We start from the raw sequence: 16,783 nt of genomic DNA, 5'->3' as shown, positions 1-16,783 counted from the left end.
TAAATGCGTGATCCCGCCCGCGTCCTACTGAACCTTCTGCAGCCCGATATTGGCGTCGATCTGCTGCTTGGTGGCCAAAACCGTGGCGAGCCGCTTGGCGTCGGGCGGATGGGTGCCCCAGAACGACAGGTTGCCGGCGGTGGTCCGTGCCGCTTCCGAACGGGCAAAGAACTTCGCGCCCTTGACCGGATCGTAGCCCGCCGCATCCGCGATCCGCGTCCCCAGCGTGTCGCTTTCCAGCTCGTAGGTCTGGGAATAGGCCATCGACCCCGCCGCCGCGCCGAGATCCATGCTCTGGCTGACGGTGTTAGGATTGTAGCTGGAGGCGTTCGCGGTGGCCGCCGCCGTGATGACCCCGAGGATCAGCGCCCCGGCCAGCGCCTGTTGCTGTTGCTTCTGGATATGGCGGCCGATGAGATGCCCATATTCGTGCCCGAGGATGAAGGCCACCTCGTCGTCGCTGGCGCTGTCCTGCAGCATCGGCATCGAAATCCGGATCACCGGGGCCTTGCCGTCATAGGTGAAATAGGCGTTGCGCTGCTTCATCTTGCGGTCGATCTCCAGGGCGACGTTGCAATCGATGCTGCTGCCCTCGCGGGCGAGGGTTTCGCAATAGCGCCGGCCGGTCGGCTGGATCCGCGCCGCCACCCGCTGGAACCGGCGCTCTGCCGCTGCGGCCGATAGCGGCTGGCGCGGCCCTTCGGCACGGGCCTCGGCGAACATTCTGGTGGCAGTGTCGGACTGCCCGGCGCCCAGTTCGGGCAACTGATACGTGGTGCCGCAGGCCGTGGTCAGACCACAGATGCCAAGCGCCGCGAAAAATCGGGAAAACCGGCTCATGAACTCTCCTCTGGATTGCAGGCGGGATCACTAACCCGTGAGCGCTCCGCCGATGTCAAGCCGGCCGCGACGGCAGCCGCCGGAGGTTTGCCGTTGTCATTCTGCCACAAACCGGTGTTAGTGGGCGCAGATCATCCCCGGCCCGGCGCGCCGCCGCCCCGGCCCGTTCTGTCCCTCCAGACCACAGCAGACGGCTTTCATGACCCAGATCATCCCCGCCCTTTCCGAGATTTCCCAGACCTACGACGCGATGTTTGTCGACCTCTGGGGTTGCGTGCACAATGGCGTCACCGCCTACCCCGAGGCCGTGGCGGCGCTGCAGGCCTATCGCCGGACCGGCGGCGTTGTGGTGCTGGTGACCAATTCCCCGAAACCCCGCGCCGGCGTGGCTGAGCAGCTGTCGGCCTTCGGCGTGCCGGAAGATGCCTATGACACCATCGCCACCAGTGGCGACAGCGCCCGCGCCGCGATGTTCGAGGGCGTCGTCGGCCAGAAGGTCTGGTTCATGGGCGAATGGGAGCGCGACCAGGGCTTCTTCGAGCCGATCCATGTGCTTGAGGATCCGGTGGACATCACCCGGGTCGAGCTGGAGGAGGCCGAGGGCATCGTCTGCTGCGGCCCCTTCGACCCGCAGGCCAACCCGGCGATCCTGCGGCCGCAGTTCCTCTATGCCAAGCAGAAGGGGATGAAGCTGCTCTGCGCCAACCCCGATATCGTGGTCGACCGTGGCGAGGTCCGGGAATGGTGCGCCGGCGCGCTGGCCAGCCTCTATACCGAAATGGGCGGCGAGAGCCTCTATTTCGGCAAGCCGCATCCGCCGATCTACGACCTGGCCCGCCGCCGCCTGACCGCCCTGGGAATGGAGGTGTCCCAGGCCTCGATTCTGGCCATCGGCGACGGCATTCACACCGATATCGCCGGCGCGATGGGCGAGGATCTCGATTCCCTCTTCATCACCGGCGGTCTGGCCGCGGAAGAGACCGGAACCGCCCATCAGCCGGATGAATCGGCCCTAAGCGCTTATCTGGAAAAGGAAATGCGCGCGCCGACCTATGCGATCGGCCGGCTGCGTTGACACAAGAAAGCCTCTTGATTTTCTGCGCTTGCAAAGTAATAAAGTTGCCGGTGACGCGACGACTCATAACCGTTTATTACCGCGCCGATGAAATCAAGAGGACGACATGTTGGATAATCTGCCCCGCGGAACCATCTGCATCGAAGACATCGAAATGGGAATGACCCGGTATCTGCGCAAACAGGTCACCGATCGCGACATCGAAATGTTCGCCGAGGTTTCGACCGACCGGAACCCGGTGCATCTGGACGATGCCTATGCCCAGGACACCATCTTCGAAGGCCGCATCGCCCATGGCATGCTGACCGCGGGGCTGATTTCGGCGGTGATCGGCGAACAGCTGCCCGGCCACGGCACCATCTACATGGGGCAGTCGCTGAAGTTCCTCGGCCCGGTCCGCCCCGGCGACACCGTCTATGCCGAGGTCAAGGTGACCGACATCGACGTCGCCAAGCGGCGGGTGAAACTGGATTGCCACTGCTCCGTCGACGGCAAGAAGGTGCTGATAGGCGAGGCGACGGTGCTGGCCCCCAGCCGCAAGTTCGACTGAGATCGCAAAGCCCCACGCAGGCGTCTTGCGCCTGCCCGCGCGGGGCGCTAGGCATCCGCCATGCGGATCATCCGGGATTATCAATTCGTCGAGCCCCAGGATCGCGGCGCCAGCGCCGCGATTGGCAATTTCGATGGCGTACACATCGGGCACCAGTCGGTGATCCGGATGGCGAAGGCCGCCTGCCCCGAGGCGCCCCTGGGCATTGTCACCTTCGAACCCCATCCCCGCGAATTCTTCGCCCCCGACAGCCCGCCGTTCCGTCTGATGCGCAGCGGCACCCGGGCGCACCGGCTGCGGAAGCTGGGGGTCGACCGTCTCTATGAGCTGAACTTCAACGCCGCCCTCGCCGGGCTGACGCCCGAGGAGTTCGCCCGCAACGTGATCGCCGACGGGCTCGGCCTGCGTCATGTCGTGGTCGGCGCCGATTTCTGCTTCGGCAAGAAACGCAGCGGCACCGCCGCAGATCTGGTGCGCTTCGGTCACGACATGGGCTTTGGCGTCACCGTCGCGCCGCTGCTGGAGCAATCGGATCACACCGTCTCCTCCACCGCCATCCGCACCGCGTTGACCGAGGGCCGGCCGCGCAATGCCGCCGCCATGCTGGGCCACTGGCACCGGATCGAGGGCGAGGTGATCGGCGGCGAACAGCGCGGTCGCGAGCTGGGCTTTCCCACCGCGAACATGTCGATTGCCGGGCTGCATCCGCCGGCCTTCGGCGTTTATGCGGTTTTGGTCGATGTGCTCGACGGGCCGCATCAGGGCAGCTACCACGGCGCCGCCTCGCTCGGGGTGCGGCCGATGTTCGATGGCGAGGTGCCGAATATCGAGACCTTCATCTTCGATTTCTCCGGCGATCTCTATGGGGCGACGTTGTCGGTGGCTCTGGTCGACTACCTGCGCCCGGAACTGAAATTCGACGGGCTGCAGGGCCTGATCGACCAGATGGATGCCGATTGCGCCCGCGCGCGGGACATCCTGACCGCCCTATGAGCGCGCATATCGATCGCAAGGGGCTGACCCCCCGGTTCTGGGAGCGCAAGCCGCTGCGCAAGCTGTCCGACCGCGAATGGGAGGCACTGTGCGACGGCTGCGGCAAGTGCTGCCTGAACAAGCTGGAAGACGAGGAAACCGGAGAGGTCGCCCTCACCTGCCTGGCCTGCCGGCTGCTGGACGACGACAGCTGCCTGTGTTCGCAATATGAAATCCGGCATCAGTTCGTGCCCGAATGCATCGTCCTGCGGCCGAACAATATCAACGAACACGCCTATTGGATGCCCGAGACCTGCGCCTATCGTCTGCTGTGGGAAGGCAAGCCGCTCTATGACTGGCACCCGCTGATCTCCGGCGATCCGGCGACGGTCCATGCCGCCGGGGTGTCGATGCGCCACCGCACCATCCCCGAATTCGAAGTCCCGGAAGAAGACTGGGAGAACTATATCATCGAGGAGCCGACCTGATGTTCTTTGCGTCCGACAACGCCGGTCCCGTGCATCCCAGGGTCCTTGCCGCGCTGACCGAGGCCAACCAGGGCTATGCCCCCAGCTATGGCGCCGATGCGGTGATGGACCGGGTGCGGAACCGTATCCGCGAGATCTTCGAGGCGCCGGAAGCCGCGGTGCATCTGGTCGCCACCGGCACCGCCGCCAATGCGCTGGCGCTGGCCAGCCTGACCGCGCCCTATGAAACCGTGTTCTGCACCCCGGTCGCCCATATCCACGAGGATGAGTGCAACGCGCCCGAGTTCTTCTCGGCCGGGGCCAAGCTGACGCTGGTGCCCGGCGGCGACAAGATGACCCCGGAAGCGCTGCGCCGGACCATCCGCGCCGAGGGCAACCGCGGCGTCCACGGCCCGCAGCGCGGCCCGGTATCGCTGACTCAGGCCACCGAGCGCGGCGGCGTCTATTCGGTCGCGGAGATCGCGGCGCTGACCGCGGTGGCGCGCGACTTCGGGCTCAGCACCTATATGGATGGCGCCCGCTTCACCAATGCGCTGGTCACGCTGGGGTGCACCCCGGCCGAGATGACCTGGAAGGCAGGGATCGATGTCGTCTCGCTCGGCGGCACCAAGAACGGGCTGATGGGGGTCGAGGCGCTGATCTTCTTCGATCCGAAAAAGTCCTGGGAATTCGAACTGCGCCGTAAACGCGGCGCGCATCTGTTCTCCAAGCACCGCTACCTGTCGGCGCAGATGGAGGCCTATCTGACCGACGATCTCTGGCTGGAAATGGCGACGGCGGCCAATGCCAATTGCGCCCGGCTGGCCGAGGGGCTGCGCCGGGCCGGGGCCCGGCTGCTGCACACGCCGCAGGCCAACCTGATCTTCGCCGCCCTGCCCCGCCGGGCGCACCAGCGGCTGATCGCCGAGGGCGCGATGTACCACCTGCTGGACGGCACGCTGGAGGGTGAAGACCCCGACGAGCTGCTCACCTGCCGGCTGGTCTGCGACTGGTCGATCAGCGACGCGCTGATCGATCAGTTCCTGACGCTCGCCGCCGCCTGAACCGCCGCCCGAACCATCCCTGAGACGGCGGCTGAACCGGTGGCCACACCGGTTTCAGGCCGCGCCCGGCAGCGGTGCGTCGGCGAACACTCCGCGCATCGCAGCCGCCACCGCCTCCGGGTGGGTGATCGGCAGCATATGCCCGGCCCCCGGCACCGCCTCCTGACGGACTCGTGTCAGCCGCGCCGCGATCGCATCCGTGATGGCCGAGATCACCGGATGGCTGTCGCAGCCGCGCATCAGCAGGACCGGCATGGTGACCGCGTCCAGCCCGCCCGGCGCCGCCACCCCGGCCGGATCGTCATAGAGCGCCTGGCGGCAGGCCGGCACCAGCGGGATGCCGCGGATCATGCTGGCCCGGGCGGCCTCGGGCAGCGCATCCCAGCGCGGCCCCACGCCACCGCCCCACATCCGGTTGAACAGCCGCGCCCCGGTTGCCACCTCGCCCCGCGCCAGCGCCTCGGTGAAGGGGGCGGCATCGGCTTCGTGGCGGGCGACGGCCTCCGGCGCGCTCTGCAGCGCGAAGGCGAAATAGACCGGCTCGATCAGCGTCAGGCTGCGCACCAGATCGGGCCGCGCCACCGCCAGCCGCAGCGCCACGGTGGCACCGAAGGAATGGCCGATCACATCCATCGGCTCGTCCAGCAGCCCAAGGGCGGTGTCCAGCGTGCGGTCCTGGATATCCCCCTGCCCGTCCCAGTCGGGGCTGCGGCCGTGGCTGAGCATGTCGAAGGCGGTCAGACGCGCCTGCCCGTCCAGCGCCTGGGCCAGGCCGCGCCAAACCCCGGAATGGGCCAGGGTGCAATGCACCGCCAGCAACCGGCGGTCCCCCGTCCCCAACTCCCGCACAAAGACCGGTTGCGGCAGATCATTCATATCTTTCATCGACATCGCCCTTTCGACGCGTGGAGGAGTGGCGCGCACAGGCGGCGCAAACCTGTCTGATAGACCCGGAATGCCGGCGCCGTAAACAAATAGTCGCTATGCCGTGGCATGTTAGCTTTTCTCCGGCGCCAACCTTTGCGGGACGGGACGGTCATGTTAAGCGGGGTTTACATCACGAATCTGTCACAGACCTTGCTGCCCGGGGATATCAGCATATGGCGACCATGAACGAACCCAAGCTCATCGCTGGGAACGCAAACCTTCCGCTTGCCGAAGCCATCGCACGCCGCATGAGCATGAACCGCGGGGTTCAGCTCGGGCTGGTGGACGCGCGGGTCGAGCGGTTCAACGATGGTGAGATCTTCGTCGAGGTCTACGAGAACGTGCGCGGCGAGGATATGTTCATCATCCAGCCGACCTCGAACCCGGCCAACGACAATCTGATGGAACTGCTGATCATGAGCGACGCGCTGCGCCGGTCGTCAGCTGCCCGGATCACCGCGGTGATCCCCTATTTCGGCTATGCCCGTCAGGACCGCCGCACCAAGGCCCGCACGCCGATTTCGGCCAAGCTGGTCGCCAACCTGCTGACCCAGGCCGGGATCGAGCGGGTGCTGACCATGGACCTGCACGCGGCGCAGATTCAGGGTTTCTTCGACATCCCGGTCGACAACCTCTATGCCTCGCCGATCTTCGCGCTCGACATCAAGACCAACTTCAAGGGCCAGATGGGCGATCTGATGGTGGTCTCTCCCGACGTCGGCGGTGTTGCCCGCGCCCGCGAGCTGGCCAAGCGCATCAACTCGCCGCTGTCGATCGTGGACAAGCGCCGCGAGAAGCCCGGTGAGGTCGCCGAGATGACCGTCATCGGCGATGTCACCGACAAGATCTGCATCATCGTCGATGACATGTGCGATACCGCCGGCACGCTGTGCAAGGCCGCCGAAGTGCTGATGGACAACGGCGCCCGCGAGGTGCACGCCTATATCACCCACGGGGTGATGAGCGGCCCGGCAGTCGACCGCGTCACCAAATCGGTGATGAAATCGCTGGTAATCACCGATTCCATCGCCCCCAGCGATGCGGTGAAGGGCGCGCCGAACATCCGCATCGTGCCCACTGCACCGATCTTCGCTCAGGCGATCCTGAACATCTGGTACGGCACCAGCGTCTCCTCCCTGTTCGAGGACAACACGCTGTCGCCGATCTACGAATCCCTCTACTCGATGGATTGATCGGGGCGCGCCCGGCTGCGGGCGCCCCCTTCCCCCGTTTTCCTCCCCCCAGAGATCAGATCAGGTCCCAGTCGTCCTCATGCGGCAGAGACCCGATCGCCAGCCAGGTCACCCGCATCCGCGCGATCCGGGTGTCCAGCCACGTCCGGCAGACGATATCGAACCCTTCCCGCGTGACCGCCTCGGGCTTCAGCTCCAGCCGCACCGCAGCGGCCGTATCCGCATCCAGCATCGAGATCGACAGATGTACCGCCGGTGGCTGGCGAAACGGGCTGGAAAAGGGAATTGTGCGGCGTTTTTCGCGCGGACCCTGGCCGGTCCACATCTCCCCGCCATCTTCGAAATCGGAAAACAGGGGCACGTCGCCCTGATCGACCCCGATCAAGTGGTTCTGTAATGTCTTCATGTCTTGTCACTGTTCCGTCAATGCCGGAACAGAGCATCCCCGGGCCCGCCCTGTCAAAACAAAAGGCGGAAACAATGCGAAACCGGCCCCCGCTGCGGGCGGAGGCCGGTTTGCTGATTTCGCTGTCTCCGCGGTGGCGGTTACAGGCTCATGTGGTCGCCCAAAGCTTCCATGTCGGCGAGCAGCTTGGCCGCTTCGTCGACCAGGTTCTGCTCCACTTCAGGCGCGGCCTTGGCGGCCTCATGCGCGGTGCGGGCGTCTTCGATCAGCTCGTCCAGATGAGCGCGGGTCATCTCGCTCAGGGGAACGGCTTTCTCGGCCAGCACCGACATGGACTCACCGCCCAGCTCCGCGAAACCACCGGTCACGACGAACTCGGAGGTGCCCTCCGGGCTCTCGATCCGCAGCACCCCGGGACGCAGGGTCGTGATGACGGGGGCATGCCCGGGCATGGCCGTCATCTCGCCTTCCGCACCGGGAAGCCGGACCGCGCTGACCGGGAGCGACGCGAGGCGCCGCTCCGGACTGACGAGGTCGAATTGCATCGTGTCTGCCATCAGGCTTCTCCTCAGGCGGCTTCAGCCGCCATTTTCTCGGCCTTGGCGATCACTTCGTCGATGCCGCCGACCATGTAGAAGGCCGCTTCCGGCAGGTGGTCGTATTCGCCGGCCACAACCGCCTTGAAGGACGAGATGGTGTCTTCCAGCGGCACCTGCTTACCGTCGGCGCCGGTAAAGACTTTCGCCACGTCGAAGGGCTGCGACAGGAAGCGCTGGATTTTCCGGGCACGTGCCACGGTCAGCTTGTCCTCTTCGCTCAGTTCGTCCATCCCGAGGATGGCGATGATGTCCTGCAGCGACTTGTAGCGCTGGAGGATACCCTGAACGTCACGGGCAACCTGATAGTGCTCTTCGCCGACGATCTGCGGGTCGAGGATCCGCGAGGAAGAGTCCAGCGGGTCCACGGCCGGGTAGATGCCGAGCTCGGAAATCGCACGGCTCAGAACGGTCGTTGCGTCGAGGTGGGCGAAGGTGGTGGCCGGTGCCGGGTCGGTAAGGTCGTCCGCGGGAACGTAGACGGCCTGGATCGAGGTGATCGAACCGGCTTTGGTCGAGGTGATGCGTTCCTGCATCGCGCCCATGTCGGTGGCCAGCGTCGGCTGGTAGCCCACAGCGGAGGGGATACGGCCGAGAAGCGCCGACACCTCGGAGCCCGCCTGGGTGAAGCGGAAGATGTTGTCGACGAAGAACAGAACGTCGGTGCCGGACTGGTCGCGGAACTGCTCGGCCAGAGTCAGGCCGGTCAGCGCAACGCGGGCACGGGCCCCCGGAGGCTCGTTCATCTGACCGTAAACAAGCGCCACCTGGCTTTCCGACAGGTTGTCGGGCTTGATGACGTTGGATTCGATCATCTCGTGGTAGAGGTCGTTGCCCTCACGGGTCCGCTCGCCAACACCGGCGAACACGGAGAAGCCCGAGTGCACCTTTGCGATGTTGTTGATCAGTTCCATGATCAGAACGGTCTTGCCCACGCCGGCGCCGCCGAACAGGCCAATCTTGCCGCCCTTGGCATAGGGTGCCAGCAGGTCGATAACCTTGATGCCGGTGACCAGGATTTCCGATTCCGTCGCCTGTTCGGCGAAGGTCGGGGCCGGCTGGTGGATGGCGCGGGTCTCGGTCGCTTCGACCGGGCCCTGTTCGTCCACCGGCTCGCCGACGACGTTCAGGATGCGGCCCAGGGTGGCATTGCCGACCGGGATCGAGATCGGTGCGCCGGTATCGCTGACAGCCTGACCGCGGACCAGGCCCTCGGTGGCGTCCATGGCGATGCAGCGAACGGTGCCTTCGCCCAGGTGCTGCGCGACTTCCAGCACCAGACGCTTGCCGTTGTTGTCGGTTTCCAGGGCGTTCAGAATCTCGGGCAGATGGCCGTCGAACTGAACGTCCACAACGGCGCCAATCACCTGAGTGATCTTGCCTTCTTTGTTTGCCATTGGTGTCGTCTCCGGTTCTTTTTACAGGGCTTCCGCGCCCGAAATGATTTCAATCAGCTCGTTGGTGATCACGGCCTGACGCGAGCGGTTGTACTCGATCGTCAGCTTGTCGATCATGTCACCGGCGTTGCGGGTCGCGTTGTCCATGGCGGACATCCGCGCGCCCTGTTCCGAGGCCCCGTTCTCCAGCAGCGCGCTGAAGATGGCGGTGGCCACCCCTTTCGGCAGCAGTTCGGCCAGGATGGCCTCTTCGCTGGGCTCGTAATCATAGAGCGCGGTTGCGCTCGGCTCCTCGGCGGTTTCGAATTTCGCCGGGATGATCTGCTGGGCGGTCGGAACCTGCGTCACGACGTTGACGAACTTCGAATAGAAGATCGTCGCCACGTCGAATTCGCCGGCGTCGAAGCTGGTCAGAACTTGCTTGGCGATCCCCTGTGCATCCGCATAGGACAACCGCTTCACATTGCTCAGATCCACATGGCCGACAAAAAGCTCACCGACGTCGCGCTTGATGGCGTCGCGGCCCTTCTTGCCGACGGTGAGGATCTTGACCGTCTTGCCTTCGGCCTGCAGCCGTTGCGCATGGTTGCGCGCCAGCTTGGCGATGTTGCTATTGAAGCCGCCGCACAGGCCACGCTCCGCCGTCATCACGACCAGGAGGTGAACCTGGTCGCTGCCGGTGCCACGCAGCAGTTTGGGGGCGCTGTCGCTGCCCCCGACCGAGGCCGCCAGATCCGCCATCACGGCATTGAACCGTTCGGCGTAGGGGCGGGCCTCCTCGGCAGATTCCTGTGCCCGCCGCAGTTTCGCGGCGGCCACCATCTGCATGGCCTTGGTGATCTTGCGGGTCGATTTGACCGACTCGATCCTGTTTTTTAGGTCCTTGAGACTGGGCATTGCCTAGATCTCCCCTCAGGCGTAGTCGGCGGCGAATTCGTCCAGCGCAGCCTTGAGCTTGTCTTCCGCCTCACCTTTGATCTTCGGATCCTCGTCGGTGATCCACTGCAGCAGATCGGCCTTCTTGGTCCGCAGGAAGTTCAGCAGGCCCGCTTCGAACTTGCCGACTTCGTTGACCGGCAGCTTGTCCAGATAGCCTTTGATGCCGGCGAAGATGACGCAGACGATCTCGGCGTTGGTCAGCGGCGAATACTGCGGCTGTTTCATCAGCTCGGTCAGACGGGCACCACGGTTCAGCAGGCGCTGGGTGGCGGCGTCGAGGTCGGAGCCGAACTGGGCGAAGGCCGCCATTTCGCGATACTGCGCCAGTTCCAGTTTCACCGAGCCGGCGACCGATTTCATCGCGTTGGTCTGGGCCGAGGAGCCCACACGCGACACCGACAGACCGGTGTTCACGGCCGGGCGGATGCCCTGGTAGAACAGATCGGTTTCCAGGAAGATCTGACCGTCGGTGATCGAGATCACGTTGGTCGGAATGAACGCCGACACGTCGCCGCCCTGGGTTTCGATGATCGGCAGCGCGGTCAGCGAGCCTGCGCCATGGTCTTCGTTCATCTTGGCGGAGCGTTCCAGCAGGCGGGAGTGCAGGTAGAACACGTCGCCCGGGTAAGCTTCACGCCCCGGCGGACGGCGCAGCAGCAGCGACATCTGACGATAGGACACTGCCTGTTTGGACAGGTCATCGTAGATGATCAGCGCGTGTTTGCCGTTGTCGCGGAAGTATTCGGCCATCGCGGTCGCGGTATAGGGGGCCAGATACTGCATCGGCGCCGGTTCGGAGGCGGTGGCTGCGACGACGATCGAATATTCGATGGCGCCGGTTTCTTCCAGTTTCTTCACCAGCTGCGCAACGGTGGAGCGCTTCTGGCCCACGGCCACGTAGACGCAGTAGAGCTTCTTGCTCTCGTCGTCGCCTGCGGCAGCGTTGTAGGATTTCTGGTTCAGGATGGAGTCGAGCGCGATCGCGGTCTTGCCGGTCTGACGGTCGCCGATGATCAGCTCGCGCTGGCCACGGCCGACGGGGATCATGGCGTCGACCGATTTCAGGCCGGTTGCCATCGGCTCATGCACCGATTTACGCGGGATGATGCCCGGCGCCTTGACGTCGGCGATGCCGCGGGCCGTTGCGGCGATCGGGCCCTTGCCGTCCACCGGGTTGCCCAGGCCGTCAACGACGCGGCCCAGCAGCTCGGGGCCGATCGGCACGTCCACGATCGAGTTGGTGCGCTTGACGGTGTCGCCTTCCTTGATGTCGCGGTCGGAGCCGAAGATCACGACGCCGACGTTATCGGCTTCGAGGTTCAGCGCCATGCCCATGATGCCGCCGGGGAATTCGACCATCTCGCCGGCCTGGACATTGTCGAGGCCATAGACACGGGCGATACCATCCCCCACGCTCAGCACGCGGCCGATTTCTGCCACCTCGGCCTCTTGACCAAAATTCTTGATCTGGTCTTTCAGGATCGCAGAAATCTCTGCAGCTTGGATACCCATTTATCCGACCTCTTTCATTGCATTCTGGAGGGAAGCGAGCTTGGAGCGGATCGAGGTGTCGATCATCTTCGAGCCCACTTTAACGACAAGACCGCCAATGAGGCTTTCATCGACGGTCGCATTCACGTTCACGGTCTTGCCCACGCGGGCCGCCAGGGTCTTCGCCAGCTTCTCGGTCTGGGCTTTGGTCAGGGCCTTCGCCGAGGCCACATCCGCGGTCACTTCGCCACGGTCGTCCGCGATCAGATCGCGCAGGGCGGCGATCAGCTGCGGCACGACAAACAGGCGGCGTTTCTGCGCCATCAGCGCCAGCGCCTGGGTCATCACCGATGCCAGGCCCATCTTCTCGGCCACGGCGGTGATTGCGGTTTGCTGATCGTCGCGGGTGTAGAGCGGCGAAGTGATCAGGTCGCTCAGATCCTTGCTTTCGCTCAGCGCCGACGACAAATCGTTGAGGCTCGATTCAAGACCGGCAAGGTCATTGCTCTCTTTCGCAATCTCGAAGATCGCGGTGGCATATCGCGCAGCGATGCCTGCGGAAATCGAAGCTGGTTCGGACACGTCCACCCTTCCGATATCTGGCCCCGGTTACGCCGCGTGCAACGGTCCGGGGGCGTGAAAAACGACCCGCGAAAACGCAGGTCATCAAAATCAGCGTGGATGTAGCAGAGCCGACCCCACCCCGCAACAACCTATAGCGATATCATTGGACGGCATTCCCCACTTGTTTTCATTGGGTTAGCCGATATGCGACGGATTGCGCAGAATCCGGGGAAAAAAAATAGGTGATTCCGTGCGATTCTGCGTGATCAAATCCCGTGCAAAAGCCCAGCAACCACGCATTTCCACAGGTTTGGGCAGGTTGCGGCGGCCCGGTGACGCAGGGTCCGGCCCGGCCGCGACCGGGGCCATCAAGGGGCCGCACAGGCGCCGCGCTCAGGCCGGTTTGACCAGCCCGTCCAGCGCCTCGATCGGGCGCTTGGCCAGATCCTTGACGACGGTGCCCTTGGGTGGCTGCACCCGCTTGGACACCTCGACGATGAAGATGCCCCCGACCAGCACCGTGGGCAGCCGCGTGCCCATCTTCTCCAGCAGCGATCCCGAGCGCAGCCAGAACCGGCGCGCCGAGGGCGGCTGATAGAGCGCGGCGCGATGACGCTCGGGCAGAAACTGATGCTCCTTCAGCTGCGCCTCCAGCTGGCCGATGGTATAGGGCCGGCCATAGCCGAACGGCGTGCGGTCGCTGCGCGACCAGAGCCCGGCGCGGTTCGGCACGATGAAAAGCGCCTTGCCGCCCGGCCCCAGCACCCGGAAACACTCCTCCAGCAGCCGGGTTGGACGTTCCGAGGTTTCCAGCCCGTGCATCACCACCAGCTTGTCGACCCGGCCGGTTTCCAGCGGCCACAGCGTTTCCTCGCACAGGACCGAGACATTGGGCATCCCCGCCGGCCAGGGCATCACCCCCTGCGGCCCCGGCATCAGCGCCATCACCCGCCGCGCCTCCCGCAGATAGGGGCGCAGCAACGGCACGGCGAAGCCGAAACCCGCCACGGTCTGGCCCTTGGCTTCCGGCCAGAGATCGAGCATCGCCGCGCGCACCGAAGCCTGCGCCGCCCGGCCAAGGGTGCTGCGGTAATAGAAATTCCGTAGATCCTGCACATCGAGATGCATTGCGGGCGCCCGTCTGATCGGCCAAGCTGCCGGCAGTTTAACAACCCCGCTTTCCATTGAAAGGGAGAATGGCCATGCCGCTGGAAATCCTCACCATCCCCTGCCTGTCGGACAATTACGCCTTTCTCGCCCATGACGCCGCCAGCGGCGAGACCGCGCTGATCGATGCCCCCGAGGCCGCGCCGATCCTGGCGGCACTGAAGGACCGCGGCTGGACCCTGACCCAGGTGCTGCTGACCCACCACCACTGGGACCATGTGGAGGGGCTGGCAGATATCCTTGCCGCCTGGCCCGGGGCGCGGGTGACCGGGGCGGCAGCCGATGCCCACAGGCTGCCGGCACTGGACACCCAGGTCTCGGAAGGCGACAGCGTGGCAATCGGGCAGGAAACCGGCCGGGCGATCGATGTGTCCGGCCATACCGTCGGCCATATCGCCTATGTCTTCCCCGACAGCGACGCGGTGTTTACCGCCGACAGCCTGATGGCGCTGGGATGCGGCCGGGTGTTCGAGGGCACCATGCCGCAGATGTGGGCCTCGCTCAGCAAGCTGGCGGCGCTGCCCCCCGAAACGGTGGTCTATTCGGGCCATGAGTATACCCAGGCCAATGGCCGGTTCGCCGTCACCGTCGACCCGCAGAACCCCGCCCTGGCGGCGCGGGTGGCCGAGATCGCCGCCGCGCGCGACAAGGGGCTGCCGACGGTCCCCTCAACCCTGGCGCTGGAGCTGGCCACCAACCCCTTCCTGCGCGCCGCCGATCCGGCGATCCGCGCGCATCTGGAGATGCCGGACGCCACCGATGCCGAGGTCTTCGCCGAAATCCGCGCCCGCAAGGACAAGTTCTGATTTCGGTCTGAGACCGGGCACGCCACGCCGGGCCCCGCCCGGCCTGCGGTGATCTGACCAGGGGTCAGAACAGGAAATCGTCTGCGGTCAGCTCGCCGTCGAAGCCGGCCAGCTTGATCACGTTGGACTTGCCGAACTCGATGAAGGTCGCCGCCTTGGTCTGGCGGATCTCCAGCTCCTCGAAACTGCGCCCGTCGATCTCTATCAGGTCGCTGCCCTGCTCGAACCCGCGGATGATGTCGAAGCCGTTGCCGACGCGGGCGAACTGATAGGTGTCCGCGCCCGCCCCGCCGACCAGCACATCGTCGCCGCTGCCGCCGCGCAGGATATCGCGGCCGGCGGCGCCGAAGATGAAATCGTCGCCCGCCTGCCCCACCAGCAGATCGTTGCCGGCGCCACCGCGCAGGGTGTCGTCGCCGGTACCGCCGAAGATCTCGTCATCGCCGGCCTGCCCCAGCAGGGTGTCCTGCCCGGCACCGCCCAGGATTCGATCCGCCCCGGTGCCGCCCGCGACCCGGTCGTCGCCCTCGCCGGCGGTGATGGTGTCATCCTCGCCATTGCCGGCGATGTCGTCGTCCCCGTCGCCGCCAGCGAGGGCATCGGCGCCGCCGTTGCCGGTTATGATGTCATCCCCATCGCCGCCATAGACGGTATCGTCGCCGGAATGACCGAAGATCACGTCGTCGCCACCGAAGCCGAACAGCCTGTCGTCATCGGCGCCGCCGGCGATCATGTCGTCCAGTTCGGTCCCCTTCAGGGTATCGTTGCCGCCGCCGCCCGACAGCACCGCGCCGTCCAGCCCCCGCGCCTCCTCCGCCGTCGCGACGCGGCCCTGTACCACGTCGTCGTCATCGCCGCCGAAGAAGCTCACCCGGGTCTCTCCCCGGCCCGGGCTGTCCAGCGCCTCGATGGTTGTGGGCAGATCGGCGAAATCCACTGCCAGATCAGCGATCGACCCCAGCATGTCGTCAAGCCCTTCGACCACCTCGAACAGCTCGGTGATCTTCGCCAGCAGATCGTCCACCGGCGTGGAGAATTCCTTCAGCGGGTTCAGCCTGTCGAGGATCTTGTTCACCGCATCCTCCACCGGGCCCAGGATCGGCGACAGGATCGGGTCGAGCAGGCCCAGGATCGTGTCCGAAACCCCGCTGAGGAAATCGAGGATCGCGTCGATATCCGACCGGCTGATCGGCGGAAACAGTTTGACCCCGAAGATCGACGGCGGATTTTCCAGGAAATCGAAGATCACATCGAAGGGCGCCACCATTGCCGACACCACGGCGGTGAAGGGCGCGACGGTGCCGGGCAGCGCGTTGAGCCGTGCCATCAGATCGGTGATCTCCCCGATCAGCGCATCGAGATCGGCGAGCTCTCCGGCAGCGGTCTCGGTGGCGGCGGCGACACTGTCGAACAGCGCCTGCAGCTGCTGCTGCGCCGTGGTCACCGGATCGACGGTATCGGCGAAACGCTCCGCCAGCGCCGTGATCGCCGCTTCCAGCCGCGCGTCGTCTGCCGCCACGTTGGTCGCCCCGACGCTGGCGGCATAGAGCCCCGGCGACACCCCCGCCTCGGTGGCGTCGGCGGTCTGCGCCTTCAGCACCGTGACCCCGGCCGAAAGCACTGTCAGCGCCGTATTCGCCTTGTCCGCGACGCCGTAGATGTTTTTCCAGAACACCAGACTTTCGGCATAGACGCTGTCGATCTTGGTCAGCTCTCCCCGCATTTCGGCCGAGATATCGGCGGCCTGCTTCATCAGCGTGTCGATATTGGCGCGTTTGAAGGTGGTGCCGAGCCCGGGCAGAAGCTCGGCAATCTTGGCGATCCGGGCGCCGCTGCGCGATGAGTCGAGCGCATCGTCGAGCGCATCGGCCCAATATTCGATGGCGCTGCGCATCTCGATCTTGGTCTCGAGCGTGGTGACCACCGATTGCGCATATTTCCTGACCGCAAAGGCCACCGCCTTCATCCCGTAGACCGTCAGCTGTGGCGCGGTGAACCCCAGAAGGTCGAAATCCTCATCCGTGTCCTCGGCGCCGTTCCGGCCGTACAGATACCGCTCGGCTGTCCGCAGGCCGACCCGGGCATCGGCCAGGCTGGACCTTGTTTCCTCAATAGATGCAATAGCTTGCGCAACACTCGCCATACCCTATACCGCCTATTTGAATCGCTTCTGAAAAATACATCTGAGACTACAGCCAAAGTTGACGTAACGACAGCCAAATCGCGCCGCCCCGGCCGGGATCGCAGCCCCTGAACGCCCCCAAAACTTCACCTTTCGCAGGCAGGCGGCGTAATTTGTGATCATTCGGACCAAGAAAACTCTTGAAGC

The 16,783-nt window shown here is 65.1% G+C and carries 17 protein-coding genes; 7 read left to right on the top strand and 10 right to left on the bottom strand.

Annotated features, from left to right (window positions below; all coding sequences use genetic code 11):
- Window positions 1-24: 24 nt before the first annotated feature.
- Window positions 25-840: a M48 family metallopeptidase gene (locus QO033_RS07110; protein ID WP_284480257.1), complete on the bottom strand. Its 816-nt coding sequence runs from the start codon at window positions 838-840 to the stop codon at window positions 25-27.
- Window positions 841-1,039: 199 nt separating this feature from the next.
- Here QO033_RS07110 and QO033_RS07105 point away from each other — a divergent pair, with 199 nt between their 5' ends.
- The 5 genes from QO033_RS07105 to QO033_RS07085 all read left to right on the top strand — a co-directional run bounded on the left by QO033_RS07105 (window position 1,040) and on the right by QO033_RS07085 (window position 4,968).
- Window positions 1,040-1,915: a TIGR01459 family HAD-type hydrolase gene (locus tag QO033_RS07105; RefSeq protein WP_284480256.1), complete on the top strand. Its 876-nt coding sequence runs from the start codon at window positions 1,040-1,042 to the stop codon at window positions 1,913-1,915.
- Window positions 1,916-2,021: 106 nt separating this feature from the next.
- Entirely contained in the window at window positions 2,022-2,465 is a 444-nt protein-coding gene (locus QO033_RS07100) for a MaoC family dehydratase (RefSeq protein WP_284480255.1), read from the top strand.
- Between the two features lie 60 nt (window positions 2,466-2,525).
- Window positions 2,526-3,458, top strand: coding sequence for a bifunctional riboflavin kinase/FAD synthetase (locus tag QO033_RS07095; RefSeq protein WP_284480254.1), 933 nt, complete (start codon window positions 2,526-2,528; stop codon window positions 3,456-3,458).
- A complete protein-coding gene (locus QO033_RS07090) occupies window positions 3,455-3,925 on the top strand; it encodes a YcgN family cysteine cluster protein (protein WP_284480253.1) in 471 nt (156 codons plus the stop codon). The genes QO033_RS07095 and QO033_RS07090 overlap by 4 nt, the downstream gene beginning before the upstream one ends.
- Window positions 3,925-4,968, top strand: coding sequence for a threonine aldolase family protein (locus tag QO033_RS07085; RefSeq protein WP_284480252.1), 1,044 nt, complete (start codon window positions 3,925-3,927; stop codon window positions 4,966-4,968). Before QO033_RS07090 ends, QO033_RS07085 begins: the two co-directional genes overlap by 1 nt.
- A 54-nt stretch (window positions 4,969-5,022) precedes the next feature.
- On the opposite strand, the gene QO033_RS07080 is transcribed toward QO033_RS07085, so the two are convergent.
- On the bottom strand, window positions 5,023-5,853 hold the full coding sequence (locus QO033_RS07080; RefSeq protein ID WP_284480251.1) for an alpha/beta fold hydrolase: 831 nt from the start codon (window positions 5,851-5,853) through the stop codon (window positions 5,023-5,025).
- A gap of 215 nt (window positions 5,854-6,068) precedes the next feature.
- On the opposite strand from QO033_RS07080, the gene QO033_RS07075 reads away from it, so the two are divergent.
- Window positions 6,069-7,088, top strand: a complete 1,020-nt coding sequence (locus QO033_RS07075) for a ribose-phosphate pyrophosphokinase (RefSeq protein WP_284480250.1) — start codon at window positions 6,069-6,071, stop codon at window positions 7,086-7,088.
- A gap of 55 nt (window positions 7,089-7,143) precedes the next feature.
- On the opposite strand, the gene QO033_RS07070 is transcribed toward QO033_RS07075, so the two are convergent.
- The 7 genes from QO033_RS07070 to QO033_RS07040 all read right to left on the bottom strand — a co-directional run bounded on the left by QO033_RS07070 (window position 7,144) and on the right by QO033_RS07040 (window position 13,609).
- On the bottom strand, window positions 7,144-7,494 hold the full coding sequence (locus tag QO033_RS07070) for an H-type lectin domain-containing protein (RefSeq protein WP_284480249.1): 351 nt from the start codon (window positions 7,492-7,494) through the stop codon (window positions 7,144-7,146).
- Window positions 7,495-7,634: 140 nt separating this feature from the next.
- Window positions 7,635-8,051 carry a F0F1 ATP synthase subunit epsilon gene (locus tag QO033_RS07065; protein ID WP_284480248.1) on the bottom strand — a complete coding sequence of 139 codons (417 nt, stop codon included), beginning with the start codon at window positions 8,049-8,051 and terminating at the stop codon, window positions 7,635-7,637.
- Between the two features lie 11 nt (window positions 8,052-8,062).
- Entirely contained in the window at window positions 8,063-9,487 is a 1,425-nt protein-coding gene (atpD, locus tag QO033_RS07060) for a F0F1 ATP synthase subunit beta (protein ID WP_284480247.1), read from the bottom strand.
- A gap of 21 nt (window positions 9,488-9,508) precedes the next feature.
- Window positions 9,509-10,384, bottom strand: coding sequence for a F0F1 ATP synthase subunit gamma (locus QO033_RS07055; protein WP_284480246.1), 876 nt, complete (start codon window positions 10,382-10,384; stop codon window positions 9,509-9,511).
- A 15-nt stretch (window positions 10,385-10,399) separates the two neighbouring features.
- Window positions 10,400-11,938 carry a F0F1 ATP synthase subunit alpha gene (atpA, locus tag QO033_RS07050; RefSeq protein ID WP_284480245.1) on the bottom strand — a complete coding sequence of 513 codons (1,539 nt, stop codon included), beginning with the start codon at window positions 11,936-11,938 and terminating at the stop codon, window positions 10,400-10,402.
- Window positions 11,939-12,499 carry a F0F1 ATP synthase subunit delta gene (locus QO033_RS07045; protein WP_284480450.1) on the bottom strand — a complete coding sequence of 187 codons (561 nt, stop codon included), beginning with the start codon at window positions 12,497-12,499 and terminating at the stop codon, window positions 11,939-11,941.
- Window positions 12,500-12,874: 375 nt separating this feature from the next.
- Window positions 12,875-13,609, bottom strand: a complete 735-nt coding sequence (locus tag QO033_RS07040) for a class I SAM-dependent methyltransferase (protein ID WP_284480244.1) — start codon at window positions 13,607-13,609, stop codon at window positions 12,875-12,877.
- A 74-nt stretch (window positions 13,610-13,683) separates the two neighbouring features.
- Here QO033_RS07040 and gloB point away from each other — a divergent pair, with 74 nt between their 5' ends.
- Window positions 13,684-14,454: a hydroxyacylglutathione hydrolase gene (gene gloB / locus QO033_RS07035; RefSeq protein WP_284480243.1), complete on the top strand. Its 771-nt coding sequence runs from the start codon at window positions 13,684-13,686 to the stop codon at window positions 14,452-14,454.
- Between the two features lie 64 nt (window positions 14,455-14,518).
- Here the strand turns inward: gloB and QO033_RS07030 are convergent, their stop codons facing one another.
- The gene (locus QO033_RS07030; protein ID WP_284480242.1) at window positions 14,519-16,597 is read right to left on the bottom strand and encodes a calcium-binding protein; all 2,079 of its coding nucleotides are present in this window, start codon (window positions 16,595-16,597) and stop codon (window positions 14,519-14,521) included.
- Between the last annotated feature and the right edge of the window lie 186 nt (window positions 16,598-16,783).

This window comes from Pseudodonghicola flavimaris, assembly GCF_030164425.1.
Classification (GTDB): Bacteria; Pseudomonadota; Alphaproteobacteria; order Rhodobacterales; family Rhodobacteraceae; genus Pseudodonghicola; species Pseudodonghicola flavimaris.
Note: the sequence above shows the minus strand (reverse complement) of the source record. Positions and strands in the feature narration are given on the sequence as shown.